This is a genomic window from Sphingobium sp., assembly GCF_032153725.1.
Taxonomy (GTDB): domain Bacteria; phylum Pseudomonadota; class Alphaproteobacteria; order Sphingomonadales; family Sphingomonadaceae; genus Sphingobium.
Window position 1 is genome coordinate 24,752 of record NZ_JALDYQ010000002.1, and the last position, 25,366, is coordinate 50,117.

The window sequence follows — 25,366 nt, forward strand, 5'->3', positions numbered from 1 at the left end:
GTTTCCGGCATCCTTTTTGCCCGATACACCCGGTCGATCCGCCGCTATGGTCGCCCAATGATCGAAACCAGGAACGGCATTGCGCAAGAGATGCGCTTTATCGAAGGCGGCGCCTTCGCCATGGGATCAGAGCGCTTCTATCCCGAAGAAGCCCCGGTGCGGCAGGTGCGGGTGGACAGTTTCTGGATCGACGAAACGCCCGTCACCAACCGGCAGTTCGCGGAGTTTGTCGATGCCACCGGCTATCACAGCTTTGCCGAGATCGCGCCCGATCCCAAGGATTATCCCGGCATGCCCCAGGAAATGGCGCGGGCCGGTTCGCTGCTGTTTCAACGCACCGCGATGCCGGTCGACCTTGGCGATTTCAGCCAGTGGTGGCATTTCAGCTTCGGCACGGACTGGCGCCATCCCCATGGCCCCGACAGTAATCTGGACGAACTTTGGGACCATCCCGTGGTCCACATGGTGTTTCAGGATGCGCAGGCCTATGCCAAATGGGCGGGAAAGGCGCTGCCAACCGAAGCGGAATGGGAATTTGCCGCGCGAGGTGGGCTGGACGGCGCGGACTATGCCTGGGGCGACGAACTGGCGCCTGGCGGAGCGATGTTCGCCAACTACTGGCAAGGCATGTTCCCCTACAGCAATTTGCTGGAGGACGGCTATGAACGCACCTCGCCGGTCCGCAGCTATGCGCCCAACGGCTATGGCCTGTACGACATGATCGGCAATGTCTGGGAATGGACGACCGACTGGTTCGCCCAGCCCAGGGTCGAGCGCAAGGCGAAAGGAAGCTGCTGCATCCCCTCCAACCCGCGGGGCGGCACGCGAAGGGAAAGCCTGGACCCCGCCATGCCCCATGCGCCGATCGCGCGGAAGGTGCTGAAGGGCGGTTCCCATCTCTGCGCGCCAAGCTATTGCCAGCGCTATCGCCCCGCCGCCCGCCATCCGCAGGCGGTGGACAGTTCCACCAGCCATATCGGTTTCCGCTGCATCATTCGCGAACCGGAACGCTGAATTTCAAGAACAGGAAGACGCCATGCTCCATATCCCCTGGGACCAGCCTGCCACCATGATCGACCTTGACGGCAAGGCGCCGATCATCGGCACGATCCGCGATTGCGCCCAGCATTTCGCGATCTTCAAGCCTCATGCAAGGGAACAGGCGCGCATCCTGCTGACCCAGCCGGTCCACCGCGAAGGCCGGAAGACGCGAACCTGGGTGCTGGAGCCCTGGGAGATCGAGAAGCTGGTCGACCGGCTCCGGGCGGAGGTGCATTGATAACCCGCCGATCCTGCGTTGACTGACGCCACCTTTCGCGCACCGGCAAGCACCCCCTTCCCATTCCCCTTCCCAATCTCTATGCACGCCCATGAAAGCCGGTCTTGACCGGCTTTCACTGATCGCGCCGGTGCCCCGTCAAGGGGCTTAATAGGGAATGCGGTGATGAATCCGCAGCTGTCCCTGCAACTGTAAGCGGTGAGCGAGACGCATATCGATTCTTCGGACCGCCGGAGGATCAGCCACTGGGCCGGACGCTAAATCCTGCGAGGCCTGGGAAGGCCATGCGCCGAGCTGCGACCCGTGAGCCAGGAAACCTGCCTGCGTCTGGTCGCTCTTGCCTTGGTCCAGGGGATGGCCGTGGCACGGTACTCCGTCTGAGCGACGCTTACGCAGCGGGAGCTGCTGTCCGCATGCCGGGCGCTGGCGCGTCCGTCCGGCATGAAGGCAGATCCCGTCCGGTTTCGCTGACGCCGACGGGGGACGACCCTGATGACTGTTTCCAATGTGCCGGCCTGTCCGGTAGAATCGACGGGCCTGCTCCGACGCCGCGCGACGACCATGTTCGCCACGCTGATCGCCGCCAATCTGGCCGCCTGGGCCTGGGCTTTTGCCCTGTTCGCGGGCAACAGCATGATGCTGGGCACGGCGCTGCTCGCCTGGAGCCTGGGCCTGCGCCATGCCGTGGACGCCGACCATATCGCCGCCATCGACAATGTGACCCGCAAGCTGATGCAGGACGGCCAGCGCCCGCTGACCGTCGGCCTCTGGTTTGCCGTCGGGCATAGCGGCATTGTCCTGATCGCGGCCGTCGCCATCGCCATCGCCGCCAACGCACTGAGTCGCGTGGAGGCCATGGGCGCGATCGGCGGCACCATTGCGACGATCGTTTCGGCGACCTTCCTCTTCACCATCGCGGCGATGAACCTGATCATCCTGAGATCGGTTCTGAAGACATTCAACCATGTTCGCAATGGTGGTTCCTATATTGATGAAGATATGGACATTCTTCTCGGTTCCCGAGGTTTCCTCGCTCGCATCTTCCGCCCGCTTTTCCGGCTGGTGAGGCGCAGCTGGCACATGGCGCCGCTCGGCTTTCTCTTCGGCCTCGGCTTCGACACCGCGACGGAAGTCGCCATTCTCGGCCTCTCCGCGGGCCAGGCGGCGAGCGGGCTTTCGATCTCGACGGTCCTTATCTTCCCGCTGCTGTTCGCCGTTGGCATGGCGCTGATCGACACGGCGGACGGCGCGCTGATGATGGGCGCCTATCAGTGGGCTTTCGTGAAGCCGATCCGCAAACTCTATTACAACATCACCATCACGCTGGTGTCCGCTCTGGTCGCTCTGCTGATCGGCGGGATCGAGGCGGCCGCGCTACTGGGCGACAAGCTGGGCCTGACCGGCGGCATCTGGGCCGTCGCCACCGATCTGGGCGAACATTTCAACAGCCTCGGCTTCTTCATCGTCGGCCTGTTCGCCGCCTGCTGGCTGGCGAGCTGGGCCATCTACCGCTGGAAGGGCTTTGACGAGATCGAAGTCGCCTCCATTGCCAGCCACCAACCCCAAGGAAATCCCGCATGAGCCCCCCAATTACCCTGAGCAAGGTTCCCGCCACCGTCATCACCGGCTTTCTCGGCGCCGGGAAGACCACGCTGATCCGCCACCTCATCGAAAATGCGGGAGGCCGCCGCCTCGCCCTCATCATCAACGAGTTTGGCGATGTCGGCGTCGATGGCGCGCTGGTCAAAGGCTGCGGCGATGAAAGCTGCCCGGACGAGGACATCATCGAACTGGCGAACGGTTGCATCTGCTGCACCGTGGCTGATGATTTCCTGCCGACCATGCAGCGCCTGCTCGACCGCCCGACGCCGCCCGATCACATCATCATCGAAACCTCCGGCCTCGCTTTGCCCAAGCCACTGGTGAAAGCTTTCCAGTGGCCCGACATCCGGACCCGCGCCACGGTGGACGGCGTGATCGCCCTGGTCGACGCCGATGCGCTGGCGGCGGGCCGTTTCGCCCATGACGAAGCCGCGCTGGCCGCCGCCCGCGCCGCCGATCCGACGCTGGACCATGACAGCCCAATCGAAGAATTGTTCGAAGACCAGCTCGCCTGCGCCGACCTCGTCCTGCTCAACAAGACCGATCTGGTCGACGCCGACACGCTCGCGGGACTGGAACGGGACCTTGCTGAGGAAATCCGTCCCGGCGTCACCATCATCCGCACCGCCAAAGGCGAAATCGACCCTGCGGTCCTGCTCGGCCTCGACGCCGGGGTGGAGGACAAGATCGACGCCCGTCCCTCCCATCACGATAATGAGGAGGATCACGACCATGACGATTTCGAAAGCTTCATCGTCGATCTGGGCGAACAGGGCAATCCGGAGCCGCTGCTGACGGCGCTGGACAAAACCATCGCGGCGCACGGCATATTGCGGGTGAAGGGCTTCCTTGCGGTCGCGGGCCGTCCCGCCCGTCTGGTCGTGCAAGCCGTCGGCCCGCGCATCCAGCATCATTATGACCGTCAGTGGCAGCCGGACGAGCCGCGCGCGTCCCGCCTCGTGGTGATCGGCCAGCATGGGCTGGACCGCGCCGCCATCGAAACGGCCCTGGGCGCCCGATCGGCGGTCGCCGCCTGATGCACCTGCTGACCGCCACGCCCGGCACCGTCTCCAACGGAGACGAAGCGATCGACCTTGGCCAATCGCCGGGCGACATTGTCGTGCTGACCGTTGCGGACAGCGAACTCGCCTGCTTCGCCAGCGCCGCCGCGGCTCTGGGCGAGGCAGCGCCGAAAATCCGCCTCGCCAATCTCCTTCAGCTCAAACATCCCTATTCGGTCGATCTCTATGTCGAAAAGGTGATCGCCCACGCCAAATTCGTCTGCGTGATCCTGTTAGGCGGCAAGAGCTATTGGCCCTATGGCATTGATGAAATTGCCAATATTGCGCGGGAGAAGGGCATAGCCTTCGCCGCCATAGCCGATGGCCGCGAGGATGATCCCGATCTGCGCGCCGCCTCCACCCTGTCGCCGGAAAGCTGCGACCGGCTGCGCGACTATCTCCGTCAGGGCGGCATTCCCAACGCAACCGCTTTCCTCAAGACTGCCGCCCGGCTCGCCGGCTTCGACGCAGGCGCCCCAGAGGACCCGGTCCCGGTCGCTGATGCGGGCCTTTACCTTCCCGGCATCGACCGACCAACGCTGGATCAGGTCAAAACGCGCTGGACGACGGGCCGCCCCATCGCCCTGTTCGTCTTCTATCGCGCGTTGCTGATAGCGGGAACGCTCGACGCCGTTGACGCCATGGTCGCGGGGCTTGAAGCAGCGGGCCTCAACGTCCTGCCCGTCCATGCCCGTTCCCTGCGCGAACCCTTCGCCAGAGACTATCTGCAAGGCCTGATGGCGGAGGTGCCGCCCGACATCATCCTGAACGCCACCGCTTTCGCCGCGAGCGCGCCGGGGGAACCGCGCAGCCCCTCGATTCTCGAGCAGGCGGATTGCCCGATCCTGCAAACCATCTTCGCCAGCGCCGAACAAGGCGCATGGGAAGCGAGCGCCCGCGGCCTTGGTCCCCGCGACCTCGCCATGCACATAGCCCTGCCCGAAGTGGACGGGCGCCTCATCACCTGCGCGGTTGCCTTCAAGGCCGCCGCCCGCTTCGACGAGCGCACCGAATGCAGCATTGTCGTTCCCCAAATATTGAAAGATCGTGTCAGCTTCATTTCAGAACTTGCTGTAAATTGGTCGAAACTTCGAAAAACAAGCGCGGCAGATCGCCGCATCGCGCTGGTTCTCGCCAATTATCCCAATAAGGATGGCCGCATCGGCAATGGCGTTGGCCTCGACACGCCGGCAAGCACTGCCGCCATTCTGAAGGCGCTGGCGGAGTCCGGCTATACCGCCACCGATGCGCCGACCGACGGCGCGGCCTTGATGCGCCTCATGACCACGGGCGTCACCAACGCCGCTCCTGATCGCCCGACCGAAGCCTCCCTTTCGCTCGATGCATATCGCACTGCCTTCAACGCCCTCCCGCAATCCGCGCAAGAGGCCATCCGTGTCCGCTGGGGCGCGCCGGAAGCCGACCCCTTCGTGCGCGACGCCGCCTTTCATCTCCCCGTCCATCGCTTCGGCAACATCGCCATCGCGGTCCAGCCCTCGCGCGGCTACCATATCGATCCGAAGGCCAGCTATCACGACCCCGCCCTGCCGCCGCCCCACGCCTATCTCGCCTTCCACATCTGGCTGGCCAAGGAATTCGGCGCCCAAGCCGTCGTCCATGTCGGCAAGCACGGCAATCTGGAATGGCTCCCCGGCAAGGCCATCGCGCTTTCGGAAAGCTGCTTCCCCGAAATCTGCGCCGGGCCGATCCCGCAAATCTATCCCTTCATCGTCAACGATCCCGGCGAAGGCACCCAGGCCAAGCGCCGCATCGGCGCCTGCATCATCGACCATCTGACGCCGCCGCTGACCCGGGCCGAAACCTATGGCCCCCTCAAGGAACTGGAGGCGCTGGTCGACGAATATTATCTCGCCGCCGGCATGGACCCGCGCCGTCTGGAAACGCTGCGCAAAGACATATTGGCTCTCGCCGCGGCGCAGGGACTGGACAAGGATGCCGGCGCGGAAGGTGGCGGAGACGATGCCTTGGCCGCCATCGACAACTATCTGTGTGAACTCAAGGAAATGCAGATCCGTGACGGCCTGCATGTCTTTACACACAGCCCGCAGGGGGGGCTGCGCCGCGACCTGCTCATAGCGCTGGCCCGCTGCCCCCGAGGCATGGACGATGAAGGCCAGCAATCGCTCCTCCGCGCATTGGCCAATGATTTCGCGCTGCATTTCGACCCGCTCGACTGCTCCATGGGAACGCCCTGGACCGGCCCCCGCCCCGAAATGCTCCGGACCCTCGCCCAGACCGCTTGGCGCACCACCGGGGACACGGTGGAACGGCTCGAACTCTGCGCCATCCACCTGCTGGACAAGGGCGAACCTGCCCCCGGCCCGCAAAGCGCCGCGGTCCTGAACAGCATCGAAACCGACCTTTCGCCACGCGTCGCGGCATGCGGCGAAGCGGAAAGAACCGCCCTTCTCAAGGCTCTCAACGGCAATTTCGTGCCCCCCGGCCCTTCCGGCGCGCCGACCAGAGGCCGCCCCGATGTTCTTCCCACCGGGCGCAATTTCTACTCGGTCGATACCCGCGCCGTGCCCACGGTGGCGGCATGGAATCTCGGCCAGCGTTCCGCCGACCTCATCGTGCAGGATTATCTCCAGCGCGAGGGCGACTATCCCCGCGCTATCGCCCTTTCCGCCTGGGGAACCGCCAATATGCGCACCGGCGGCGACGACATGGCGCAAGCCCTTGCCCTGATGGGCGTTCGGCCGCGCTGGGACTGGGCCTCAGGCCGGGTCATCGGTTTCGAGGTCATGAAGATCGCCGAACTGAACCGCCCGCGCGTGGACGTGACGTTCCGCGTCTCCGGCTTCTTCCGCGACGCCTTCCCGGAGCAGATCGACCTCATCGACAGCGCCGCCCGCGCGGTCATGGCCCTTGACGAGCCGGAGGAGGACAATCCCGCCGCCGCCCGCCACCGGGCCGAAACCGCTACCCTGATGGCTGAGGGCACCCCCGAAACCGCCGCCCGTCGCCGCGCCGGCACCCGCGTTTTCGGTTCAAAGCCGGGAGCCTATGGCGCCGGCCTGCAAGCGATGATCGACGAACGCATCTGGCACGACCGCGCCGACCTTGCGAACGTCTATCTGGATTGGGGCAGCTATGCCTATGGCAGCGGCATCGAGGGTGAGGCCGAGCGCAGCCTTTTCGCGGAACGCCTGACGCAGGCGGACGCCCTCATCCAGAATCAGGACAATCGCGAGCATGACCTGCTCGACAGCGACGATTATTACCAGTTCGAGGGTGGAATAGCCGCCGCCGTCGAACATCTTTCGGGCAGGAAGCCGCTCAGCTACCATAATGACCACAGCCGCCCCGAGCGCCCCGTCATCCGCACGCTGGAGGATGAGATCGGCCGCGTCGTCCGCGCGCGAGTCACCAACCCCAAATGGATCGCGGGCATGATGCGTCACGGCTACAAGGGCGCGTTCGAAATCGCCGCCTCGGTCGATTATCTTTTCGCCTTCGCGGCCACGACCCATGCGGTGAAGGACCATCATTTCGACGCCGTCCACGCCGCCTTCATCGAGGATGAAACCGTCCGCGCCTTCATGGCGCAGGCCAATCCCGCCGCGCTGCGCGAAACCGCCGCCCGCCTCCACGAAGCGCTCGACCGGCGCTTGTGGAAACCCAGGTCGAACAGCGCCGCCATGCTCCTCTCCCAACTCAAGGAAGTTCAGCCATGATCGAACGCACCCCCGAACAACATGCCGAGAAAATGAAGAAGAAGCAGGCCGTCCATGACAGGATCATGGCGACCAAGACCCGGGAAAAGGGCCTGCTGATCGTCCACACCGGCAAGGGCAAGGGCAAGACGACCGCCGCGCTGGGCATGGTGGTCCGCGCCATCGGCCATGGCAGGAAGGTCGGCGTGGTCCAGTTCGTGAAGGGGGCCATGACCACGGGAGAAAAAGGGGTGTTCGACGCGTTTCCCGACAATGTCGAATTCAAGCCCATGGGCGAAGGCTTCACCTGGAACACGCAGGACAGGACACGGGACATTGCCCTTGCCCGCGAAGCATGGGATGAGGTCAAACGCATGATCGCCGATCCGGCCTATGATATGGTCCTTGCCGATGAGCTTAATATCGTGCTGCGCTACGACTATCTGCCGCTGGAAGAGGTGCTGGAGGCCGTGATCGCCCGTGACGAGATGAAGCATGTCCTCATCACCGGTCGCAACGCGCCCGAAGCGTTGATCGAGGCGGCGGATCTCGTCACCGAAATGACCCTTGTGAAACACCCTTTCCGCAGCGGCGTGAAGGCTCAGGCAGGAATTGAATTCTGACTCACACCATTTTCGATATCGCCGCCTTCGAGGAACTGGTCCATTCCCGCCGCGACGTGCGCCATTTCCGCTGCGATCCGCTGGACGAGCAGGAGGTCGAGCGCCTGCTCGCCCTTGCCCACAGCGCGCCGTCGGTAGGCCTGTCCCAGCCGTGGCGTTTCGTGCGGATCGAAACGCCCGGATTGCGCGAACGACTGGCGAGCCATGTCGACGATCAGGTCGCCAGCGCGGGAAACATCTATAACGGCGATGAGGACCGGCTCTACCGCAGCCTGAAACTCCACGGCCTACGCGAAGCGCCGGTGCTGTTCGCCGTCTATTGCGATGAAGGCACCGAAACCGGTCACAAGCTGGGCGCCATCACCATGCCGGAAGCGCGCCGCTATAGCTGCGTGATGGCGATCCACACCCTTTGGCTTGCCGCCCGCACGCGGGGCATTGGGCTGGGCTGGGTATCGATCCTGGATCGCCCCACCGTCGACGCGCTGCTCGCCATCCCGGACAACTGGCGCTGCCTCGGTCTGCTGTGCCTGGGCTATCCAGTGAGCGAGGAAGCGACGCCGGAGCTGGAACGGCGCGGCTGGGAGCACCGCACCGACTGGCATTCCACGATCGTGACCCGCTGAAGACAGGTTCTTCCTCCCGCCAGCGGGAGGGGAGTGGATTCTCCCGCTTCCCTTTCCCCCTCTCTCCACGTATGAAGCGCACCGGAGCAGGCTGATGCCTGTTCCATCGATCGCGTCGGTGCCCTCAAAAAAGGGCTTAAATGGGAACGCGGTGCGGGAGGAGACTCCCTAATCCGTGGCTGTCCCTGCAACTGTGAGCGGCGAGCAAGGCAAGGACAGGCCACCCCCGTCATCCGGGGAGGCCAGCCACTGGAGCGATCCGGGAAGGCCCCCTGCCAACGCTATGACCCGCAAGCCAGGAGACCTGCCAACGCAAAGGTCGCTCTAGCCATGGTCCAGGGGATGGTCACGGCTCGGTTCTCCGCACGGGCGACGACAGGCGGCTGGGGAAGCATTTTCCAGTCATCGTTGCGACGTGGGAGGTGAAGACCAGTGCCAGATGTCCGGAGCCAGTCATCCGCCGCCCTTCGCGGCTGGTGTCCGACGGCATGGCGTCCGATGATGGCGGGCGACGGCCTGCTGGTGCGCGTCCGCCCTCCGCTGGGCCGCCTGACGATCGCGCAGGCGGCCGGCCTTGCAGAAGCGGCGCGGCGCCACGGCAATGGCCTCATCGACCTCACCAACCGGGCGGCGCTCCAGATTCGGGGCGTGACGGAACCCGGCCACCGCCCACTGCTCGAACAGTTGATCGCGCTCGACCTCACCGATCCCGATCCGGCCCGCGAAACCCGCCATAATCTGGTCCTCACCCCCGACTGGTCTACCGGCGACGACACGGAAAATATCGCCCGAAGCCTGCTTGCCGCCCTGGACCGGCTTCCTGACCTTCCCGCCAAGATCGGGATCGCCATCGACGCCGGTCCGGCCCCCGGCCTGACTCATGTTCCCGCCGATTTTCGCATCGAACGCAGCGCAACCGGCACCTTGCTGCTTCGCGCGGAAGGTCATGCTCTTGGCGCATCGACCAGCGCCGAAACAGCCGTGCAGGACCTGATCGCCCTCTCCCGCTGGTTTCTCGCCACGGGGGGCGCCCTCTCAGGGCGCATGGCACGGCACAAGGCGCCGCTGCCCCTGACTTCCGGGGTCGCGCCAGCATCGCCCCGCCCGCTGCAACAGCTGCTGGCGCAAGCCCCCGGCCCTTTTCACGGCATTGCCTTCGGCCAGCTCGATGCAGACAGCCTGGCGGCCCTGACCGAACAGCCGGGTGTGACCGCGCTACGCCTCACCCCATGGCGCGGCCTGATCCTGGAAGGCGGGCTGGCAAACCCCGGCCACGCCCTTTCGGACCCGCTACTGCGCGTCGACGCCTGCCCCGGCGCACCGGCCTGCCCGCAGGCGAGCGTCGCCACGCGCGACCTTGCCGCCCGCCTCGCGCCGCTTGTCGAAGGCGCGTTGCACCTTTCCGGCTGCGCCAAGGGCTGTGCCCGGCCAAAGCCCGCCGACATCGTCCTGACCGGACAGGACGGCCGCTTCGACCTTGCGCGCAAGGCCTGCGCCGGATCGCCTCCCGAAACGGCCGGACTCACGCCCGACCAGATCCTCGCTCTCCTCGGAAAATCCTGATGCCTCATATCTACGAAACCGATGGCGCGGCCATCTACCGGGAATCCTTCCGCACGATCCGCGCCGAAGCCGATCTTGCCCATTTCTCCGTGGAGGAGGAACGCATCGCCGTTCGCATGATCCACGCGGCGGGACTGGTGGCGCTCGCCCCCCAGATCCGCTTTTCCTCCACCTTCGCCATCGCAGCCATCGCCGCGCTGGAATCAGGCGCGCCGATCCTGTGCGACGCGCGCATGGTGTCGGAAGGCATCACCCGCAAACGCCTGCCCGCCGGTAACCCGATCCTCTGCACCCTGAACGATCCGCAGGTTCCCGCCCTGGCAGCGCGCATGTCGAACACCCGCTCCGCCGCCGCGCTGGAGCTTTGGCGTCCGCATCTTGCAGGCGCACTGGTCGCGGTCGGAAACGCGCCCACAGCTCTCTTCCACTTGCTCGACATGCTGGAAGACCCGGCCTGCCCCCGCCCGGCGGCCATCATCGGCTGCCCGGTCGGCTTCGTCGGGGCGACGGAATCGAAAGACGCCCTCTGGCAGAGCCAGCCCGTCCCCTGCTGCATCGTGGAGGGCCGCCTGGGCGGCAGCGCCATCACGGTCGCGGCGATCAATGCGGTAGCGAGCGCAGCGGAATGACCATCGGCACCATCCACGGCGTAGGCCTGGGTCCGGGCGCGCAGGACCTGATGAGCGTCCGCGCCGACCGGTTGATCCGCGGCGCCCGCCATGTGGCCTATTTCCGCAAACGGGGAAAGCCGGGCCATGCCCGCCGCATGGTCGATGGCATGTTGCGCGACGACGTGATTGAATTTCCCATGGAATATCCGGTGACGACGGAAATCCCCTTGGCGGACCCCCGCTATAACCAGCTGCTGGCCGCCTTTTACGCCGACTGCACCGCCCATCTGGACGGCCTGTCCGCATCCGGGGAGGAAATCGTCATCCTCTGCGAAGGCGATCCGTTCTTCTACGGCAGCTTCATGCACCTGCACAGCCGCCTCGCCGCGCCGGTGGAAATCGTTCCCGGCATCACCGGCATGTCGGGCGCCTGGACCGCCAGCGGCACGCCGATCAGCTGGGGCGACGATGTGCTGACGGTCCTGATGGCGACTTTGCCGGAAGAGGAACTGGTCCGCCGCATCCACGACACCAATGCATTGGTCGTCATGAAGATCGGCCGCAACCTTCCCAAGCTCCGCCGCGCCGTCGAGGCCGCGGGCAGGCAGGACTGCGCCTGGCTGGTGGAATATGCGACCATGGCCGACCAGCGCATCACGCCCCTGCATGAAGCAACCGACGTCACCGCCTATTTCTCGATCCTGCTGATCCACGGGCAGGGCCGCCGCCCGTGACCGGCTGGGTCGCCATAGCGGGCCTCGGTCCCGGATCGGATGCGCTCATCACGCCGGAGGTATCGGACGCGCTGGCGGAGGCGACCGACATCATCGGCTATATCCCCTATGTCGCCCGCATCACCGAACGGCCCGGCCTGACGCTCCACGCATCGGACAATCGCGTCGAGCTGGACCGTGCTACTCATGCCCTGATGCTTGCCGCCGAAGGGAAGAAGGTCGTGGTCGTTTCCTCCGGCGACCCCGGCATATTCGCCATGGCTTCCGCCCTGTTCGAAGCGCTGGAGGCCGGAAACGCAGAATGGCGCGCGCTGGATATCCGGGTCCTGCCCGGCATCACCGCCATGCTTGCCGCCGCCGCCAGGGCAGGCGCGCCGCTGGGCCATGATTTCTGCGTCATCAACCTGTCCGACAATCTCAAACCCTGGCCCCTCATAGAGCGTCGGCTCCGCCTCGCGGCTCAGGCGGATTTCGCCATGGCCTTCTACAATCCGCGCTCAAGGTCGCGCCCCGACGGCTTCGCGCGCGCATTGGACATATTGCGCGAGGAATGCGGCGAGGATCGCTTGATCCTCTTCGCCCGCGCCGTCTCCACGCCGGAGGAAAGCCTGCTCATCGTCCCCCTGGGCCGGGCCACCCCGGACATGGCCGACATGCGCACCATGGTCATCCTCGGCTCCAGCCGGACCCGCCTGATCGATCGTCCCGGCCAGCCGATACTCTACACGCCGCGCAGCGCCGAATGACCCAGCCATTCCAGCACCCCGGCAACAGCATGCGTGACCCGCGCGGCGGGGCAAGGCGGCCTATCGATCATCACGACCGGCAGGCCCAGCCCACGCGCCGCGATGAGCTTGGCTTCGGCGCCGCTGCCGCCCGCATTTTTGGAAACGACGCAGCCAATGGCATGCTCGCGCATCAGCCTCATGTCGCCCTCGACCGTGAAAGGGCCACGGTCGATGACAAGGCTGTGACGCGGCAACCCCGGCGCAAGCGCGGGCGCATCGACGAAACGCAGCAGATAATGATGCTGCGGCTGGGCGGCGAAAGCCTCCACATGCATCCGTCCCAGCGCCAGCATCACATTACGGGGCGGCCCCTCCAGCGCGGCAACCGCTCCCGTCACATCCGGCACATGGATCCAGCGATCCCCCTCCCCCGCCACCCAGGGGGGCCGCGTCAGCATGATATGCCGCACTCCGGCCCGTTCCGCCGCTTCGACGGCATGCCCGCTCATCGTCGCGGCGAAGGGGTGGGTCGCATCGACCAAATGGGTGACGCCTTCGTCCCGCAGCCAGGCGGCCAGGCCAGCGACGCCGCCAAAGCCGCCGATGCGCACCGGCACCGGCTGCGACCGTGGCCTGTCCGTGCGGCCCGCATAACTCAATATCGCGCGCTCCCCCCGCTCGGCCAGCGCCACGGCGAGCGCGCTGGCTTCGGTCGTTCCGCCCAATATGAGGATATGGGAAATGCCCGCTACTCCTGACGGTCCATGGCTGACGATCATCGGGATCGGGGAAGATGGCCTGGATGGCCTGTCCACCGCCGCCCGCGCCGCGCTGGAGGAAGCCACGCTCATTGCCGGAGCGCCGCGCCACCTCGCGCTGCTGCCCGGCCTTAGGGCCGAAACCCTCAGCTGGCCAGTCCCGTTTGACGACGGCGTTCAGGCGCTGCTGGCCCGACGGGGCGAGCCCACCGTCATGCTGGCTTCCGGAGATCCTTTCTGGTTCGGCGCCGGCGCCAGTATTTCCCGGCATCTGAACCCGCAGGAATGGACCGCGCATCCCGCGCCGTCCACCTTCGCCCTCGTTGCCGCGCGGCTGGGCTGGCCGCTTCAGGATACGGAATGCCACGGGCTCCATGCCGCTCCGCTGACGCGACTACGGCCCAGCCTTGTTCCCGGCCGCCGCGCCATCCTGCTGCTGCGCGACGGCCCGGCGGTGAACGCGCTTGCCGCCTATCTGACAGGACAGGGCTTCGGCCCCTCTACCCTGCATGTGCTGGAAGCAATTGGCGGCCCGCGCGAGCGGATTCGCCGGAGCCGTGCGGACGCATGGGACCTTGACGATATTGCCCATCCGGTCGCGGTCGGCCTGTCGGTGGCGGGCGACGGCAGGACGCTCCCCCGCTCAAGCGGCCTGGCCGATGACTGGTTCGACCATGACGGCCAGATCACCAAGCGCCCCGCCCGCGCCCTGACCCTGTCCGCGCTGGCCCCCCGGCCCGGCGAAACCCTGTGGGATATCGGCACCGGCTCCGGCTCGATCGCGATAGAATGGCTGCTGGCCCATCCTTCGACCCATGCGCTTGCCTTCGAAGCCGATCCGCAGCGCGCCGCCCGCGCCCGCGCCAATGCCCTGTCCCTCGGCGCAGACCGCCTGAGCGTGATCGAAGGCAAGGCGCCGGAAATCCTCGCAGGCCGGACCCGTCCCGACGCCGTCTTCATCGGCGGGGGCCTCAGCCAGACCCTGCTGGAGGCCCTGTTCGCCCTGCCCGGCGGTCCGACCCGTCTGGTCGCCAACGCCGTGACGCTGGAATCCGAAGCCCTGTTGTTCCAATGGCACGGCAGCAAGGGCGGCGATCTGCTCCGCATCGAACTTGCGCAAGCCGCCCCTCTCGGCTCCCGGCGCGGCTGGCGTTCCGCCTATCCGCTGGTGCAATGGAGCCTGATATTGTGATCATCGCGGGTTTCGGTTTCCGCCAGAGCGCCTCCCTCGCCTCTCTGGAATCCGCGCTGGCAAAGGCCACGAAGGGCGGAATCATGGTCGATGCGCTCGCCACGGTGGAAAACAAGACGCAGCAGCTTGCGCCGCTGGCCCGTAAACTTGCCTTGCCTCTCATCCCTGTCGCGGCGGCCCCATTGGCGGGCCAACCCACCCTCACCCATTCTCCCGCCAGCGTCGCCCGCTACGGCGCCGGCAGCGTGGCCGAAGCCAGCGCGCTCGCGGCGGTGGCTCATCCCGCCCGTCTTCTCGCCCCACGCTCCCTCTCGTCCGATCGCCTGGCGAGTTGCGCCCTTGCCGAAAGCCCCATTCCGTGACCATCCATTTCATTGGCGCCGGCCCCGGCGCGCCCGACCTCATCACGCTGCGCGGCCGCGATCTGATCACCAGCTGCCCGGTCTGCCTCTACGCCGGATCGCTCGTCCCCGCGGCGTTGCTGGATCACTGTCCCCCCGGGGCGCGGATCGTGAACACCGCGCCGCTGACGCTCGACGAGATCATCGCCGTCATGGCTGAAGCCCATGTCGCGGGCGACGACGTCGCTCGCCTTCATTCCGGCGACCTGTCGATCTGGTCGGCCATGGGCGAGCAGCTTCGGCGCCTGAAAGCGCTCTCCATCCCGACCAGCATCACGCCCGGCGTCCCCGCCTTCGCCGCCGCCGCCGCCGCGATCGGCGCTGAACTGACCCTGCCGGAACTGGGCCAGTCGCTCATCCTCACCCGGACGCCCGGTCGTGCCAGCACCATGCCGCCGCGTGAAAGCCTGACCGCCTTCGGGGCGACCGGCGCCACGCTCGCCATCCATCTGTCGATCCACAATCTGGCGCAGGTCGTGGCCGACCTCGTCCCCCTTTACGGCGCCGATTGCCCTGTGGCGGTCGTCTGGCGCGCCAGCTGGCCCGACCAGCAGATCGTTCGGGCGACGCTCGGCACGATCGAACAGGCCGCCGCACAGGGGCCAGAACGCACCGCGCTCATTCTGGTCGGCCCGGTTCTGGGGGGTGAGGATTTCGCCGAAAGCAGCCTCTACGCCCCCGGCTATGACCGCCGCTTCCGCCCGGCCAGCGCCGACTCCGTCTTCATCGGCAAGCCGTGACGCCCGGCCTTCTCATCGCCGCGCCCCGTTCCGGATCGGGCAAGACGACCGTGACGCTGGGCCTGTTGCGCGCCTTCACCCGCGTGGGCCTGCGCGTCCAGCCCTTCAAGTCCGGCCCCGACTATATCGATCCCGCCTTTCAACAGGCCGCCGCCGGGCGCGCCTCCTTCAATCTCGACAGCTGGGCCATGTCCCGCGCGCGGATATCCGCCACCGCTGCCCAAGCGCGGGAAGCCGACCTTGTCCTCGCGGAAGGCGTGATGGGCTTGTTCGACGGCGCCCCGGCCAGAGGCGAAACCGGCACTGGCTCCAGCGCCGACATCGCCGCCCATTTCGGCTGGCCGGTCATCCTCGTCATGGACGTTTCAGGACAGAGTCAGTCCGCCGCAGCGATCGCCAGCGGCTTTCGCAGCCTGCGCCCCGGCATCGCCATGGCGGGCGTGATCCTGAACCGGGTTGCCAGCGAGCGCCATGATCGGCTGATCCGCGCAGCGATGGCAGAGGCAGGCATCCCCGTGCTTGGCGCCATCCCGCGCTCCACGGAACTTGGCTTGCCGGGGCGCCATCTCGGCCTGATTCAAGCGTCCGAACAGGCCGATCTCAATGGGACGATCGACCGCATGGCCGACTTCATCACTGCCCATGTGGACCTGAACGCGATCCGCCGGGCAGCGGGTGCAGCCACGCCCTATGAACATGGATCGGCCCGCATTCGCCCTCCGGGCCAGCGTATCGCGATCGCACAGGATCAGGCATTTTCCTTCACCTATGCGCATCTTCTGACGGACTGGCGAGCCGCCGGCGCTGAAATCCTGCCCTTCTCGCCGTTGGCGGACGAAGCACCCGCGGCCGATGCCGACATGGTCTGGCTTCCCGGCGGCTATCCCGAATTGCACGCGGCCCGCATCGCCCGAGCAAGCCATTTCCTGTCAGGCCTGCGCCGCCATGCCCAGAACCGGGCCGTGCATGGCGAATGCGGCGGCTATATGGTGCTGGGGCAAGCACTGATCGATGCGCAGGGTCGGGGCCATGCCATGGCAGGTTTGCTGGGCCTCGTCACCAGCTTCGCGGATCGCCGCCTGCATCTCGGCTATCGCCGGGCACGCCTGCTCGCGCCCATGGGCGGCATGCCCTCCGGCGCCGTGCTGAACGGCCATGAATTTCACTATTCCACCATCGTCGAACAGCCCGACAGCCCGCTTGCGAGCGTCACCGATGCCGAGGGCAATGACATCGCATCGACCGGATCGCATCGCGGCCTCGTCACCGGCAGCTTCTTCCATCTCATCGCGCCCGCATCGGAAGCCTGACATGATCACCCTCAATCTCATCGGCATCGGCACGGGGAATCCCGACCATCTGACCCTCGCGGCGGCGCAGGCGATGAACGCTGCCGACCTGATCCTGCTGCCGCGCAAGAGCGACGCAAAATCCGACCTTCTTGACCTGCGGCGGACGATCTGCGCCCAAATGCTGACGCATCCTGTGAAAATCGTGGAATTCGACATGCCGGAACGGGCCGACCAGCAAAATTATGTCGGCGCCGTGCTTGACTGGCATGATGCGATCGCGACGCTCTGGATGGAACAGATCGCCCGACACCTGCCCGATGGCGGCAATCTTGCGCTGCTGATATGGGGTGATCCGTCGCTCTACGACAGCAGCCTGCGCATCGCCGGACGCCTGCCGGACACGAAAATCCGGGTGATCCCCGGCATCACCAGCATCCAGGCGCTGACCGCCGCCCATGGCATATGCCTCAACGACCTCGCCGGGCCGGTGCTGATCACCACCGGGCGTCGCCTGCGCGAACGGGGCTGGCCGGATGACGCCGACAGCCTTGTCGTCATGCTCGATGGCCATTGCGCCTTTCAGACGCTTTCCACCGGGCATGTCGACATATGGTGGGGTGCCTATCTCGGCATGCCGCACGAAGCGATCGCACATGGTCCGCTGGCCGCGATCGGTCCGGACATCATCCGCCGCCGCGCCGCTCTCCGGAAAGAGCATGGCTGGATCATGGACATCTACCTTTTACGCAGACGCCCGTAATCGCCCGATCAGACCAGATGAGCCGTCCGCAGGGCCGAAAGCCCCTGCCGTCACGCGACGTTGCGGCACAATTCGACGATAGGTCTGTTCACTGCCTGCCGCACGCTGTCGATCGCCATTTCAGCCCGGCGGCGAAATTCAGCGGCCATGGCCTGATGCATCATCCGCGCTGAGGCATCGGCGGTCGTCGCCGCCAACTGCTCGTGCATTCTCGCCCGGTCAAGACACTCTTCTGGCGTAAGAGCATTCGTCATGAATCGAACTCCTGCCTGTCACGGGGCCTTATCCTCTCCATTGCTCTGGCAGAGCGACGAAACGGACTTCGCCCACGAAAAGCCGGCGGCCAACTTAGCCGTTCCCAGGACCGATTGAAAATGGAATCTTGTCCCGCCCCTGTTTCCGTCCGCTGCGGGAACCGGTTCAGCGCAGCCAGCCCGCATTGGGCTGTGCGCTGTGACTCTTCAGCTCCTTCCGCGTTTCGGAGTCGACTTCCTGCAGCACCACCTCATAACCCCATAAATTCGCCAGATTTTGCAAAACCATGGCGGCATCGCCCGGTTCCAGTTGAACGCCGTCCATGACCGCATGCTCCACGATCAATTTCCGGTCGCCGGCCAGATCGACATCCATCACCTGGATATCCGGTTCCTGCCGTCCAATGTCATATTCCCGTGCCAGAGAGCGCCGAATCCGCCGATAACCGCGTTCGTCATGAATGGCGTCGACCCGCAGCTCCGATTCGCCCTGCCTGTCCAGAATCTTGAACAGCCGCCATTGCCGGATCAGATGCGGGCTCAGAAATTGCGAAACGAAGCTTTCATCCCGGTAATTCGCCCAGATATCCTTCAGCACCTCCATCGGGTCGCCCGATCCGGCAATGTCGCCAAACCATTCCCGGTCCTCACCGGTTGGTTCGCGGCATATGCGCTCAATGTCCGACATGATGCCGAAACCCAGCGCATAGGGATTGAAACCGCCAAAATGCCCTGAATCATAAGTGGGTTGGTAGACGACATTGGTATGGGATGACAGGAACTCCATGAAGGACCCATCCGTAATCCAGCCCCTCTCGTGCAGTGTCGTCATGATGCGATAATGGGTGTAGGTCGCCGCGCCTTCGTTCATCGCCTTGGTCTGGCGCTGGGGATAAAAATATTGCGCGATCAGCCGCACGATGCGCAGGATTTCCCGCTGCCAGCTTTGCAGCAGGGGCCCGGTTTTTTCGAGGAAATAAAGGATGTTTTCCTGCGGCAGGCCGAGTACCGCCCGCCGTTCGTCATTGGGCACCGCATCGGCCTTTGCCCCCGTCGGAACGGTGCGCCACAGATCATCATAGATTCGGTCGCGATAAGCCTGCCGCTCCGCTTCCCGCGCCGCCTCGCCCTTGAGGTCCCTGGGGCGGATGCGCGGATAGCGATGCACGCCCTGATTCATCAGCGCATGGGCTGCATCCAGCACCCGTTCTACCGGCAACTGACCATAGCGTTCCTCGCACTGGGCGATATAGCGCTTGGCGAATTCCAGATAGTCGAGGATCCCTTCCGCATCCGTCCACTGACGGAAGACATAATTATTCTTGAAGAAATGATTATGACCAAAAGCAGCATGTGCAATGACCAATGTCTGCATCGTCGCGCTATTTTCCTGCATCAAATAGTTGATGCAGGGATCGCTATTGATAACCAGCTCGTATGCCAGTCCCCTCAGCCCTTTTCTGTACATCATTTCATTGGTCACAAACTGCTTGCCGAATGACCAATGCTTGTAGAATAGCGGCATGCCGATCGACGAATAGGCATCCAACATCTGCTCCGCGCTGATGATTTCTATCTGATTGGGATAGATATCCAGCTTCATTTCCTTGAGCGCGATCGGTTCGATCGTGTCATGGATGCGATTGATGAGCGCAAAGTCCCAATCGCTTCCCGTGAACAGCGGGGCTTTCGCCAGTTTTACCGTCATGCCGAGCGCTCCGCCACGCCCTTGCGCTGGAACAGTTCCCGGAACACCGGGTAGATTTCCCGTCGGTGGTGCACCTTGCGCATCACGAAATTGCGATTCGCCTCGCTGACCGGGGCGTAGGCCTGCCACAAGCCCGTCGTGGTTCCGACTGTCTCGATATCGGCAAATTCCTCCCGTCCCACTTCCAGATAGGCGACATATTGACACATGGGCAGAATTTCGTCCTGCATCAGGCTGACGACCCGGCCATTGTCGGATTGCATGGTGTCGCCATCCGAAGCCTGAGCCACATAGATGTTCCAGTCATCCGGCCGATAGCGTTCCTTCACGACCTCCAGCAGCTTGTCGAGCGCGCTGGACACCAGAGTGCCACCCGTCACCGTGCTGTAGAAAAAGGTCTGCTCATCCACCTCGGCCGCTCTGTCGGTATGGTGGATGAACACCACCTCGACATGCTCGTAACAGCGCGACAGGAACAAGTGCAGCAATGCGAAGAAACGCTTTGCCAGGTCCTTCATATGCTCCGTCATCGATCCGGAGACGTCCATCAGGCAGAACATCACCGCCTGCGCGACGGGCTTGGGAATCGTTTCGAACCGCCGGTAACGCAGGTCGACCGGATCGATATAGGCGATCAGGTTCCGGCGCCGGATGATGACAGAACGTTCCTCGCGCAAGGCCTCCAGCCGCACCGCGTCGTCCGGCATGGCAGGTTCGCGCGCCTCGATCAGCGCGATCTCCTGCTCGACGCGCATGAGATCAGCGCTTTTCGGGCGGCGCAGGGCCAGCCTTCGGGACATGGCTTTCTGCATGGTGCGCGGCACCGACAGATTGGATGGGTTGCCGATCGTCGAATAGCCCGCTCGCCGGATTCCGTCCACGGCTCCACCGATCAGCCGCCGCTTGGCCAGGTCCGGCAGTTCCAGATCATCCAGAAACAGGTCCAGAAACTCTTCCCGGCTCAGCGCGAACTGGAAATCGTCATTCCCCTCGCCTTGCCCGGCTTGCGAACCGGACCCCTGCCCGCCATCGGGCCGCTTGATCCGGTCGCCTTCCATATAATCGTGATTGCCGGGGAACACCCTTTCGCGATTGCCGCCCTGCGGCGCGCGATGCAATGTCGGTTCGTGGATGACGTCGCGCTGGATCGAAATCTGGCCTTCCTTGTCCAGATCCTTGATGCTGCGGTCCTTCAGGCTGTCGCGCACCGCCTGCTGCACATATGCCCTTGCCCTACGCAGGAAGCGCTGCCTGTTGACCAGGCTCTTGCCCCCCGGATTCAGGCGTCTGTCGACTATGTGCATGGTGCCCTATAGGCCCTCCATCAACCGGCCTGCCATCATCCAGCCTGTTTCACCCGGATATACCATTCCACAAGCCGCCGCACTTGCCGCTCAGTATAGCCTCTTTCGATCATCCGCGCGACGAATTCGTCATGCTTGGTGGCGGTTTCGCCGTCCTTCTTCGAGCCGAAGCTGATGACCGGCAGCAAATCCTCGACCTGGCTGAACATCCGCTTCTCTATGACTTCGCGGATTTTCTCGTAACTGGTCCAGCTGGGATTGCGCCCGTCATTGCTCGCCCGCATGCGCAAGGCGAATTTCACCACCTCGTTCCGGAAATCCTTGGGATTGGCGATGCCGGCGGGCTTTTCGGTCTTGGACAGCTCCTGATTGATGACCTCCCGGTCCAGAAGCTGCCCGGTGTCCGGGTCCTTGAAGTCCAGATCCTCGATCCACGCATCCGCATAGGCAACATAGCGGTCGAACAGATTCTGCCCATAATCATGATAGGATTCGAGATAGGCCTTCTGGATTTCATTGCCGATGAACTCCGCATAGCGCGGCGCCAGTTCGCCCTTGATGAATTCCAGATAGCGGGATTCAACCTCGGTCGGAAACTGCTCCTGCCGCACCATCCCTTCCAGCACATACATGAGGTGCACCGGGTCGGCGCCGATCTCATTGGTGTCATGATTGAAGGTCGCCGACAGCGCCTTGAAGGCGAAGCGGGTGGAAATGCCCGCCATCCCTTCATCCACGCCCGCCGCGTCGCGATATTCCTGCATGCTCTTGGCCCGCGGGTCGATCTCGCGCAGCATTTCGCCGTCATAGACGCGCATCTTGGAGTAGAGATTGCTGTTCTCATGCTCCCGCAGCCGCGTCAGCACGGAGAAGCGCGCCAGCATATCCAAAGTCCCCGGCGCGCAGGGCGCCTTGCTCAGGTCCGATTCCCGCAGCAATTTCTCATAGACATGCCGCTCTTCGGTCGCCTGCAAACTATAGGGCACCTTGATGACGTAGATGCGGTCGATAAAGGCTTCGTTATTCTTGTTGTTCTTGAAATTCGCCCATTCCGATTCATTGCTATGCGCCATGATGATACCGGTATAGGGAATGGCGCCGATATTCTCCGTGCCGATATAATTCCCCTCCTGCGTCGCGGTCAGCAACGGGTGGAGCATCTTGATCGGCGCCTTGAACATCTCGACGAATTCCAGCATCCCCTGGTTCGCCCGGTTGAGCCCGCCCGAATAGCTGTAGGCATCGGGATCATTCTGCGAGAGCATCTCCAGCTTGCGGATGTCGACCTTGCCGACCAGAGAACTGATGTCCTGATTATTCTCGTCCCCCGGCTCGGTCTTGGCGATCGCCACCTGCCGCATGCGCGAGGGCATCATGCGGATGACCCTGAACTGGGAGATATCGCCACCGAACTCGTCGAGCCGCTTGCGGCACCAGGGGCTGATCATGCCCGTCAGCCGCCGCCGGGGAATGGCGTAATTTTCCTCGATGAAATCGCCATGCGTTTCCGCATCGAACAGGGCGAGCGGGCTTTCGAAGATCGGGCTGATCTCGTCCCCCGCCTTCAGCACATAGATGGGATGCGTCTCCATCAGCGCCTTCAGCCGCTCGGCCAGCGAGGACTTGCCGCCGCCCACCGGCCCCAGCAGGTAAAGGATCTGCTTGCGCTCCTCCAGTCCCTGGGACGCATGGCGCAGGAAGCTGACGATGTGTTCGATCGTTCCTTCCATGCCATAGAAATTGGTGAAGCTCTTATAGCGCCGGATCGTCCGGTTCATGAAAATCCGGCCCAGCCGCTGATCGCGTGAGGTGTCGATGATCTCCGGCTCGCCGATCGCCGCCAGCAATCGCTCGGGCGCTGTTGCATGCATCAATGGATCGTTGCGACATCCCAGCAGATAATCTTCGACGGACATTTCGGCCTGGCGCCGATCATCGAACTTCCGCGTGAAGCTGGAAAACAGCTCATTTTTTGTCACTGGCGACTCCCGCTAAAGTAGCCATAGAATGTATATAGACCCATATGGTCTGTAAAAACAGTGTAATACAACCTGGCTGGGTGAAAAAATTCAATTCTGTCCAAAAGTTAATCGGCAAAGTTCTTTGCAAAAGAACACATGATGCTCATCCGGCGACGCAAGAGCATTTCCGGTATTCGCACGACCCTTATCTGCGGCCGACACCAACATTGCCACGCCGCTGCCGTGCAGCATCTTCAAATCGGCGCGACGTTCCCCCGCCGCGATCTACTGCATAGTGTCACCTGAAGCCGTCAGAGGGAAGAGGGTATAGAGAGATAATCTCGCCAAGCGGCGATGGTTCCCTCAAGCCTTCATGTCGATCGTGGCGATCAGCCCACCTTCGCCGGCATTGGCCAGCCGCACCGACGCCTCGAAACTCAGCGCCAGCGACCGGGCGATGGTAAGGCCGATGCCGGTCCCCGGCCGTCCACCCGGCTGCCCCGCGGCACCGCGGGTGAAGGGCGCGAACATCTGGTCCAGCTGGTCAGGCGCGATGCCCGGCCCCTGATCGCGCACCTCGATCAGCACACGGCCCGCCTGCCGCGCGCAACGGATGTCCGCGCTGCCACCATATTTGACCGCATTGTTCACAAGATTACTGATGCAGCGTGTCAGCGCATTGGGCTTGACCCGAACCGTGCCGCCGCAACCCGCCAGAAATCGTACCGGCGCGCCCAGATCCTGGGCATCTTCCGCCATGCTGGTCAGCAGCGAATCGATGTCGATCACCGACCAGTCCTCCTGGGACTCCGTGCTCGCCGCCAGGTCCAGCCCTTCGCGCACCAGCGTCATCATCGCCTGATGATCCTGCAACAGCCGCGCCCGCAACTCCTCATTTTCCACCAGCTCCAGCCGTAATCGCAACCGGGTCAGCGGTGTCTGGAGATCATGGCTGATCGCGGCCAGCAATTGCGTCCGTTCAGCAAAGCCCGCCCGCACCCTACGTTGCATCAGGTTGAAGGTGGAAAGCGCCGCACGGACTTCTTCGGGGCCGCGTTCGGGGATTTCCTCCGGATCGATCGACACCGAAAAGGCTTCCGCCGCATGTTCCAGACGACGCAACGGCTTGGCAACGAAGCGCGCGACGATAATCGCCAGCCCAGCCGACGACAGCAGGATCAGCAGCAGATAGACCGGATTGGCAAGGTTGCTGGGCGGCTTCACCAGTCGTGGCAGATAGAGCGCCAGAGAACGCCGCTCGCCAGTGCCATCACTGAAACGCACCACCCAACAATCGGGCCGCGGGGCGCCGATCAGCCCAGCCGCGCGATTATTCGGGTCCATCTTGCTGGGAGGGAAGCAAAGCCCGACAGGCACCTGCCCCGCTTCGGGATTGGAATGGGCGCCGAAACGCGCCCTCAACGCATCGGCCAAATCCGGATCAGGGTCCGTCAAGGCGACCCCGCCCGGCGCCATCCGCGCGCCCATGATCTGCTGATCCGCCAGCATCGCCTCGATCCGGGCGGGGTCATGGCTCAACCGCTGCGCGATGTCGACAGCGCTCGCGACCACGCGCTGCAAACGCCACCGCTCGAAATCGAGATGGCGGGTCTGCTCCGCGACGATCAGGGCCAACAAGGCGGCGACCATCATGCCGACCGTCAGCAACAGGAATATCTGCCCCACCAGCGACCGGAAGAAGCTGCGCGCGCGCGTCACGACCGGAACCGTCATGCGCCGCTCATTCGTATGTCACCGTGCTGGCCAGCACATAACCTTCGCCGCGCACCGTCAGGATCAGGCCGGTGCCGCCAGGCCCATCCCCCGAATGATCGGCGAGTTTCTGACGCAGGCGGCTGACCTGAAGATCGATGGACCGGTCGAACGCCGCCGTCGCCCGGCGTTCGGGCACCAGCGCCTCACGCGACAAAACCACATTGGGTTCCTCTATGAAGCGGGAGAGCAGGCGAAACTCGGCCGAAGACAGCATGATCAATCGATCGTCGCTCGCGATCAGGCGGCGCTGGAACAGGTCCAGCCGCCATGAACCGAAACGAGCGATCCGCGCGCTTTTCTGCCGTATGCTTTCCTCGCCCCTTGAACGGCGCAGCAGGTTGCGGATGCGCACCAGCAGTTCGCGCGGCTCGAACGGCTTGGTGAGATAATCGTCCGCGCCCAGTTCCAGCCCCAGCACCCGATCGATAGCGCTGCCCCGCGCCGTCACCATGATGATCTGCACCCCGCTGCCCTGCGCGCGCAATTCCCGGCAGAGCGCCAGCCCGTCCCCATCGGGCAGGTTGAGGTCCAGCACGATCAGATCGATCGCCTGCTCCGCCATGGCGGCATGCAGTTCCATCAGGCCTCCGGCCGTCAGGACCTCATAATGTTCCTGGACAAGCTGACCGGCAATCAGCCCCCTGATGTCTTCGTCGTCGTCGACGACGATCACGCGGGGCGGACGGGACAAATCGGGCATGAGCCTCCTCTAGCCG

The 25,366-nt window shown here is 64.3% G+C and carries 23 protein-coding genes and 2 riboswitches; of the genes, 16 read left to right on the top strand and 7 right to left on the bottom strand.

What is annotated here, in order from left to right:
* The first annotated feature begins 90 nt into the window (after positions 1–90).
* The 11 genes from RUH75_RS01080 (at position 91) to cobJ (ending at position 12,522) form a co-directional block, all read left to right on the top strand.
* Positions 91–1,014, top strand: a complete 924-nt coding sequence (locus tag RUH75_RS01080) for a formylglycine-generating enzyme family protein (RefSeq protein ID WP_313801554.1) — start codon at positions 91–93, stop codon at positions 1,012–1,014.
* A gap of 22 nt (positions 1,015–1,036) precedes the next feature.
* The gene (locus tag RUH75_RS01085; protein WP_313801312.1) at positions 1,037–1,279 is read left to right on the top strand and encodes a hypothetical protein; all 243 of its coding nucleotides are present in this window, start codon (positions 1,037–1,039) and stop codon (positions 1,277–1,279) included.
* 111 nt (positions 1,280–1,390) lie between these two features.
* Positions 1,391–1,619, top strand: a riboswitch (cobalamin riboswitch).
* A gap of 152 nt (positions 1,620–1,771) precedes the next feature.
* The gene (locus RUH75_RS01090; protein WP_313801314.1) at positions 1,772–2,860 is read left to right on the top strand and encodes a HoxN/HupN/NixA family nickel/cobalt transporter; all 1,089 of its coding nucleotides are present in this window, start codon (positions 1,772–1,774) and stop codon (positions 2,858–2,860) included.
* Between the two features lie 14 nt (positions 2,861–2,874).
* Positions 2,875–3,918, top strand: coding sequence for a cobalamin biosynthesis protein CobW (gene cobW, locus RUH75_RS01095; protein ID WP_313801556.1), 1,044 nt, complete (start codon positions 2,875–2,877; stop codon positions 3,916–3,918).
* Positions 3,918–7,640 (top strand): cobaltochelatase subunit CobN, encoded by a 3,723-nt coding sequence (cobN, locus tag RUH75_RS01100; RefSeq protein WP_313801316.1) that lies wholly within the window; start codon positions 3,918–3,920, stop codon positions 7,638–7,640. Before cobW ends, cobN begins: the two co-directional genes overlap by 1 nt.
* Complete coding sequence (gene cobO / locus RUH75_RS01105) at positions 7,637–8,242, top strand: cob(I)yrinic acid a,c-diamide adenosyltransferase (RefSeq protein WP_313801318.1); 606 nt, start codon at positions 7,637–7,639, stop codon at positions 8,240–8,242. The genes cobN and cobO overlap by 4 nt, the downstream gene beginning before the upstream one ends.
* 17 nt (positions 8,243–8,259) lie before the next feature.
* Positions 8,260–8,868: a 5,6-dimethylbenzimidazole synthase gene (gene bluB, locus RUH75_RS01110; RefSeq protein WP_313801558.1), complete on the top strand. Its 609-nt coding sequence runs from the start codon at positions 8,260–8,262 to the stop codon at positions 8,866–8,868.
* Positions 8,869–8,967: 99 nt separating this feature from the next.
* Positions 8,968–9,195, top strand: a riboswitch (cobalamin riboswitch).
* 171 nt (positions 9,196–9,366) lie between these two features.
* The gene (locus RUH75_RS01115) at positions 9,367–10,431 is read left to right on the top strand and encodes a cobalamin biosynthesis protein CobG (RefSeq protein ID WP_313801560.1); all 1,065 of its coding nucleotides are present in this window, start codon (positions 9,367–9,369) and stop codon (positions 10,429–10,431) included.
* Complete coding sequence (locus tag RUH75_RS01120) at positions 10,431–11,060, top strand: precorrin-8X methylmutase (protein WP_313801320.1); 630 nt, start codon at positions 10,431–10,433, stop codon at positions 11,058–11,060. Before RUH75_RS01115 ends, RUH75_RS01120 begins: the two co-directional genes overlap by 1 nt.
* Complete coding sequence (gene cobI / locus RUH75_RS01125; protein WP_313801322.1) at positions 11,057–11,776, top strand: precorrin-2 C(20)-methyltransferase; 720 nt, start codon at positions 11,057–11,059, stop codon at positions 11,774–11,776. Before RUH75_RS01120 ends, cobI begins: the two co-directional genes overlap by 4 nt.
* Positions 11,773–12,522: a precorrin-3B C(17)-methyltransferase gene (gene cobJ / locus RUH75_RS01130; RefSeq protein ID WP_313801324.1), complete on the top strand. Its 750-nt coding sequence runs from the start codon at positions 11,773–11,775 to the stop codon at positions 12,520–12,522. Before cobI ends, cobJ begins: the two co-directional genes overlap by 4 nt.
* Here the strand turns inward: cobJ and RUH75_RS01135 are convergent.
* Entirely contained in the window at positions 12,498–13,247 is a 750-nt protein-coding gene (locus RUH75_RS01135; protein WP_313801562.1) for a cobalt-precorrin-6A reductase, read from the bottom strand. The genes cobJ and RUH75_RS01135 overlap by 25 nt on opposite strands.
* On the opposite strand from RUH75_RS01135, the gene cbiE reads away from it, so the two are divergent.
* From cbiE to cobF, 5 genes are read left to right on the top strand one after another with little or no spacing between them, the layout of a single operon-like run.
* Positions 13,246–14,454, top strand: a complete 1,209-nt coding sequence (cbiE, locus tag RUH75_RS01140; protein WP_313801326.1) for a precorrin-6y C5,15-methyltransferase (decarboxylating) subunit CbiE — start codon at positions 13,246–13,248, stop codon at positions 14,452–14,454. The genes RUH75_RS01135 and cbiE overlap by 2 nt on opposite strands.
* Positions 14,436–14,816 (top strand): cobalamin biosynthesis protein, encoded by a 381-nt coding sequence (locus tag RUH75_RS01145; RefSeq protein ID WP_409592304.1) that lies wholly within the window; start codon positions 14,436–14,438, stop codon positions 14,814–14,816. The genes cbiE and RUH75_RS01145 overlap by 19 nt, the downstream gene beginning before the upstream one ends.
* On the top strand, positions 14,813–15,595 hold the full coding sequence (gene cobM, locus RUH75_RS01150) for a precorrin-4 C(11)-methyltransferase (protein ID WP_313801328.1): 783 nt from the start codon (positions 14,813–14,815) through the stop codon (positions 15,593–15,595). The genes RUH75_RS01145 and cobM overlap by 4 nt, the downstream gene beginning before the upstream one ends.
* The gene (locus RUH75_RS01155; protein ID WP_313801330.1) at positions 15,592–16,905 is read left to right on the top strand and encodes a cobyrinate a,c-diamide synthase; all 1,314 of its coding nucleotides are present in this window, start codon (positions 15,592–15,594) and stop codon (positions 16,903–16,905) included. The genes cobM and RUH75_RS01155 overlap by 4 nt, the downstream gene beginning before the upstream one ends.
* Position 16,906: 1 nt before the next feature.
* Positions 16,907–17,647 (top strand): precorrin-6A synthase (deacetylating), encoded by a 741-nt coding sequence (gene cobF, locus RUH75_RS01160; protein ID WP_313801332.1) that lies wholly within the window; start codon positions 16,907–16,909, stop codon positions 17,645–17,647.
* A gap of 50 nt (positions 17,648–17,697) precedes the next feature.
* On the opposite strand, the gene RUH75_RS01165 is transcribed toward cobF, so the two are convergent.
* From RUH75_RS01165 to RUH75_RS01190, 6 genes are all read right to left on the bottom strand, one after another.
* The gene (locus tag RUH75_RS01165; protein WP_313801334.1) at positions 17,698–17,901 is read right to left on the bottom strand and encodes a hypothetical protein; all 204 of its coding nucleotides are present in this window, start codon (positions 17,899–17,901) and stop codon (positions 17,698–17,700) included.
* 166 nt (positions 17,902–18,067) lie between these two features.
* Positions 18,068–19,609, bottom strand: coding sequence for a SpoVR family protein (locus RUH75_RS01170; protein WP_313801336.1), 1,542 nt, complete (start codon positions 19,607–19,609; stop codon positions 18,068–18,070).
* Entirely contained in the window at positions 19,606–20,913 is a 1,308-nt protein-coding gene (locus RUH75_RS01175) for a YeaH/YhbH family protein (RefSeq protein WP_313801338.1), read from the bottom strand. Before RUH75_RS01175 ends, RUH75_RS01170 begins: the two co-directional genes overlap by 4 nt.
* A 35-nt stretch (positions 20,914–20,948) precedes the next feature.
* Entirely contained in the window at positions 20,949–22,892 is a 1,944-nt protein-coding gene (locus RUH75_RS01180; protein ID WP_313801340.1) for a PrkA family serine protein kinase, read from the bottom strand.
* A 345-nt stretch (positions 22,893–23,237) separates the two neighbouring features.
* The gene (locus tag RUH75_RS01185; RefSeq protein ID WP_313801342.1) at positions 23,238–24,608 is read right to left on the bottom strand and encodes an ATP-binding protein; all 1,371 of its coding nucleotides are present in this window, start codon (positions 24,606–24,608) and stop codon (positions 23,238–23,240) included.
* A 7-nt stretch (positions 24,609–24,615) separates the two neighbouring features.
* The gene (locus RUH75_RS01190; RefSeq protein WP_313801344.1) at positions 24,616–25,350 is read right to left on the bottom strand and encodes a response regulator transcription factor; all 735 of its coding nucleotides are present in this window, start codon (positions 25,348–25,350) and stop codon (positions 24,616–24,618) included.
* Positions 25,351–25,366: the final 16 nt, after the last annotated feature.

What these genes read in the sequence shown, in the direction of transcription:
- RUH75_RS01080 (WP_313801554.1), top strand. Translation starts at nt 91, where the DNA reads ATGCGCTTTATCGAAGGCGGCGCCTTCGCCATGGGATCAGAGCGCTTC.
- RUH75_RS01085 (WP_313801312.1), top strand. Translation starts at nt 1,037, where the DNA reads ATGCTCCATATCCCCTGGGACCAGCCTGCCACCATGATCGACCTTGAC.
- RUH75_RS01090 (WP_313801314.1), top strand. Translation starts at nt 1,772, where the DNA reads ATGACTGTTTCCAATGTGCCGGCCTGTCCGGTAGAATCGACGGGCCTG.
- cobN (WP_313801316.1), top strand. Translation starts at nt 3,918, where the DNA reads ATGCACCTGCTGACCGCCACGCCCGGCACCGTCTCCAACGGAGACGAA.
- cobO (WP_313801318.1), top strand. Translation starts at nt 7,637, where the DNA reads ATGATCGAACGCACCCCCGAACAACATGCCGAGAAAATGAAGAAGAAG.
- RUH75_RS01115 (WP_313801560.1), top strand. Translation starts at nt 9,367, where the DNA reads ATGATGGCGGGCGACGGCCTGCTGGTGCGCGTCCGCCCTCCGCTGGGC.
- RUH75_RS01120 (WP_313801320.1), top strand. Translation starts at nt 10,431, where the DNA reads ATGCCTCATATCTACGAAACCGATGGCGCGGCCATCTACCGGGAATCC.
- cobI (WP_313801322.1), top strand. Translation starts at nt 11,057, where the DNA reads ATGACCATCGGCACCATCCACGGCGTAGGCCTGGGTCCGGGCGCGCAG.
- cbiE (WP_313801326.1), top strand. Translation starts at nt 13,246, where the DNA reads ATGCCCGCTACTCCTGACGGTCCATGGCTGACGATCATCGGGATCGGG.
- RUH75_RS01145 (WP_409592304.1), top strand. Translation starts at nt 14,436, where the DNA reads ATGGAGCCTGATATTGTGATCATCGCGGGTTTCGGTTTCCGCCAGAGC.
- cobF (WP_313801332.1), top strand. Translation starts at nt 16,907, where the DNA reads ATGATCACCCTCAATCTCATCGGCATCGGCACGGGGAATCCCGACCAT.
- RUH75_RS01165 (WP_313801334.1), bottom strand. Translation starts at nt 17,901, where the DNA reads ATGACGAATGCTCTTACGCCAGAAGAGTGTCTTGACCGGGCGAGAATG.
- RUH75_RS01170 (WP_313801336.1), bottom strand. Translation starts at nt 19,609, where the DNA reads ATGACGGTAAAACTGGCGAAAGCCCCGCTGTTCACGGGAAGCGATTGG.
- RUH75_RS01175 (WP_313801338.1), bottom strand. Translation starts at nt 20,913, where the DNA reads ATGCACATAGTCGACAGACGCCTGAATCCGGGGGGCAAGAGCCTGGTC.
- RUH75_RS01185 (WP_313801342.1), bottom strand. Translation starts at nt 24,608, where the DNA reads ATGACGGTTCCGGTCGTGACGCGCGCGCGCAGCTTCTTCCGGTCGCTG.
- RUH75_RS01190 (WP_313801344.1), bottom strand. Translation starts at nt 25,350, where the DNA reads ATGCCCGATTTGTCCCGTCCGCCCCGCGTGATCGTCGTCGACGACGAC.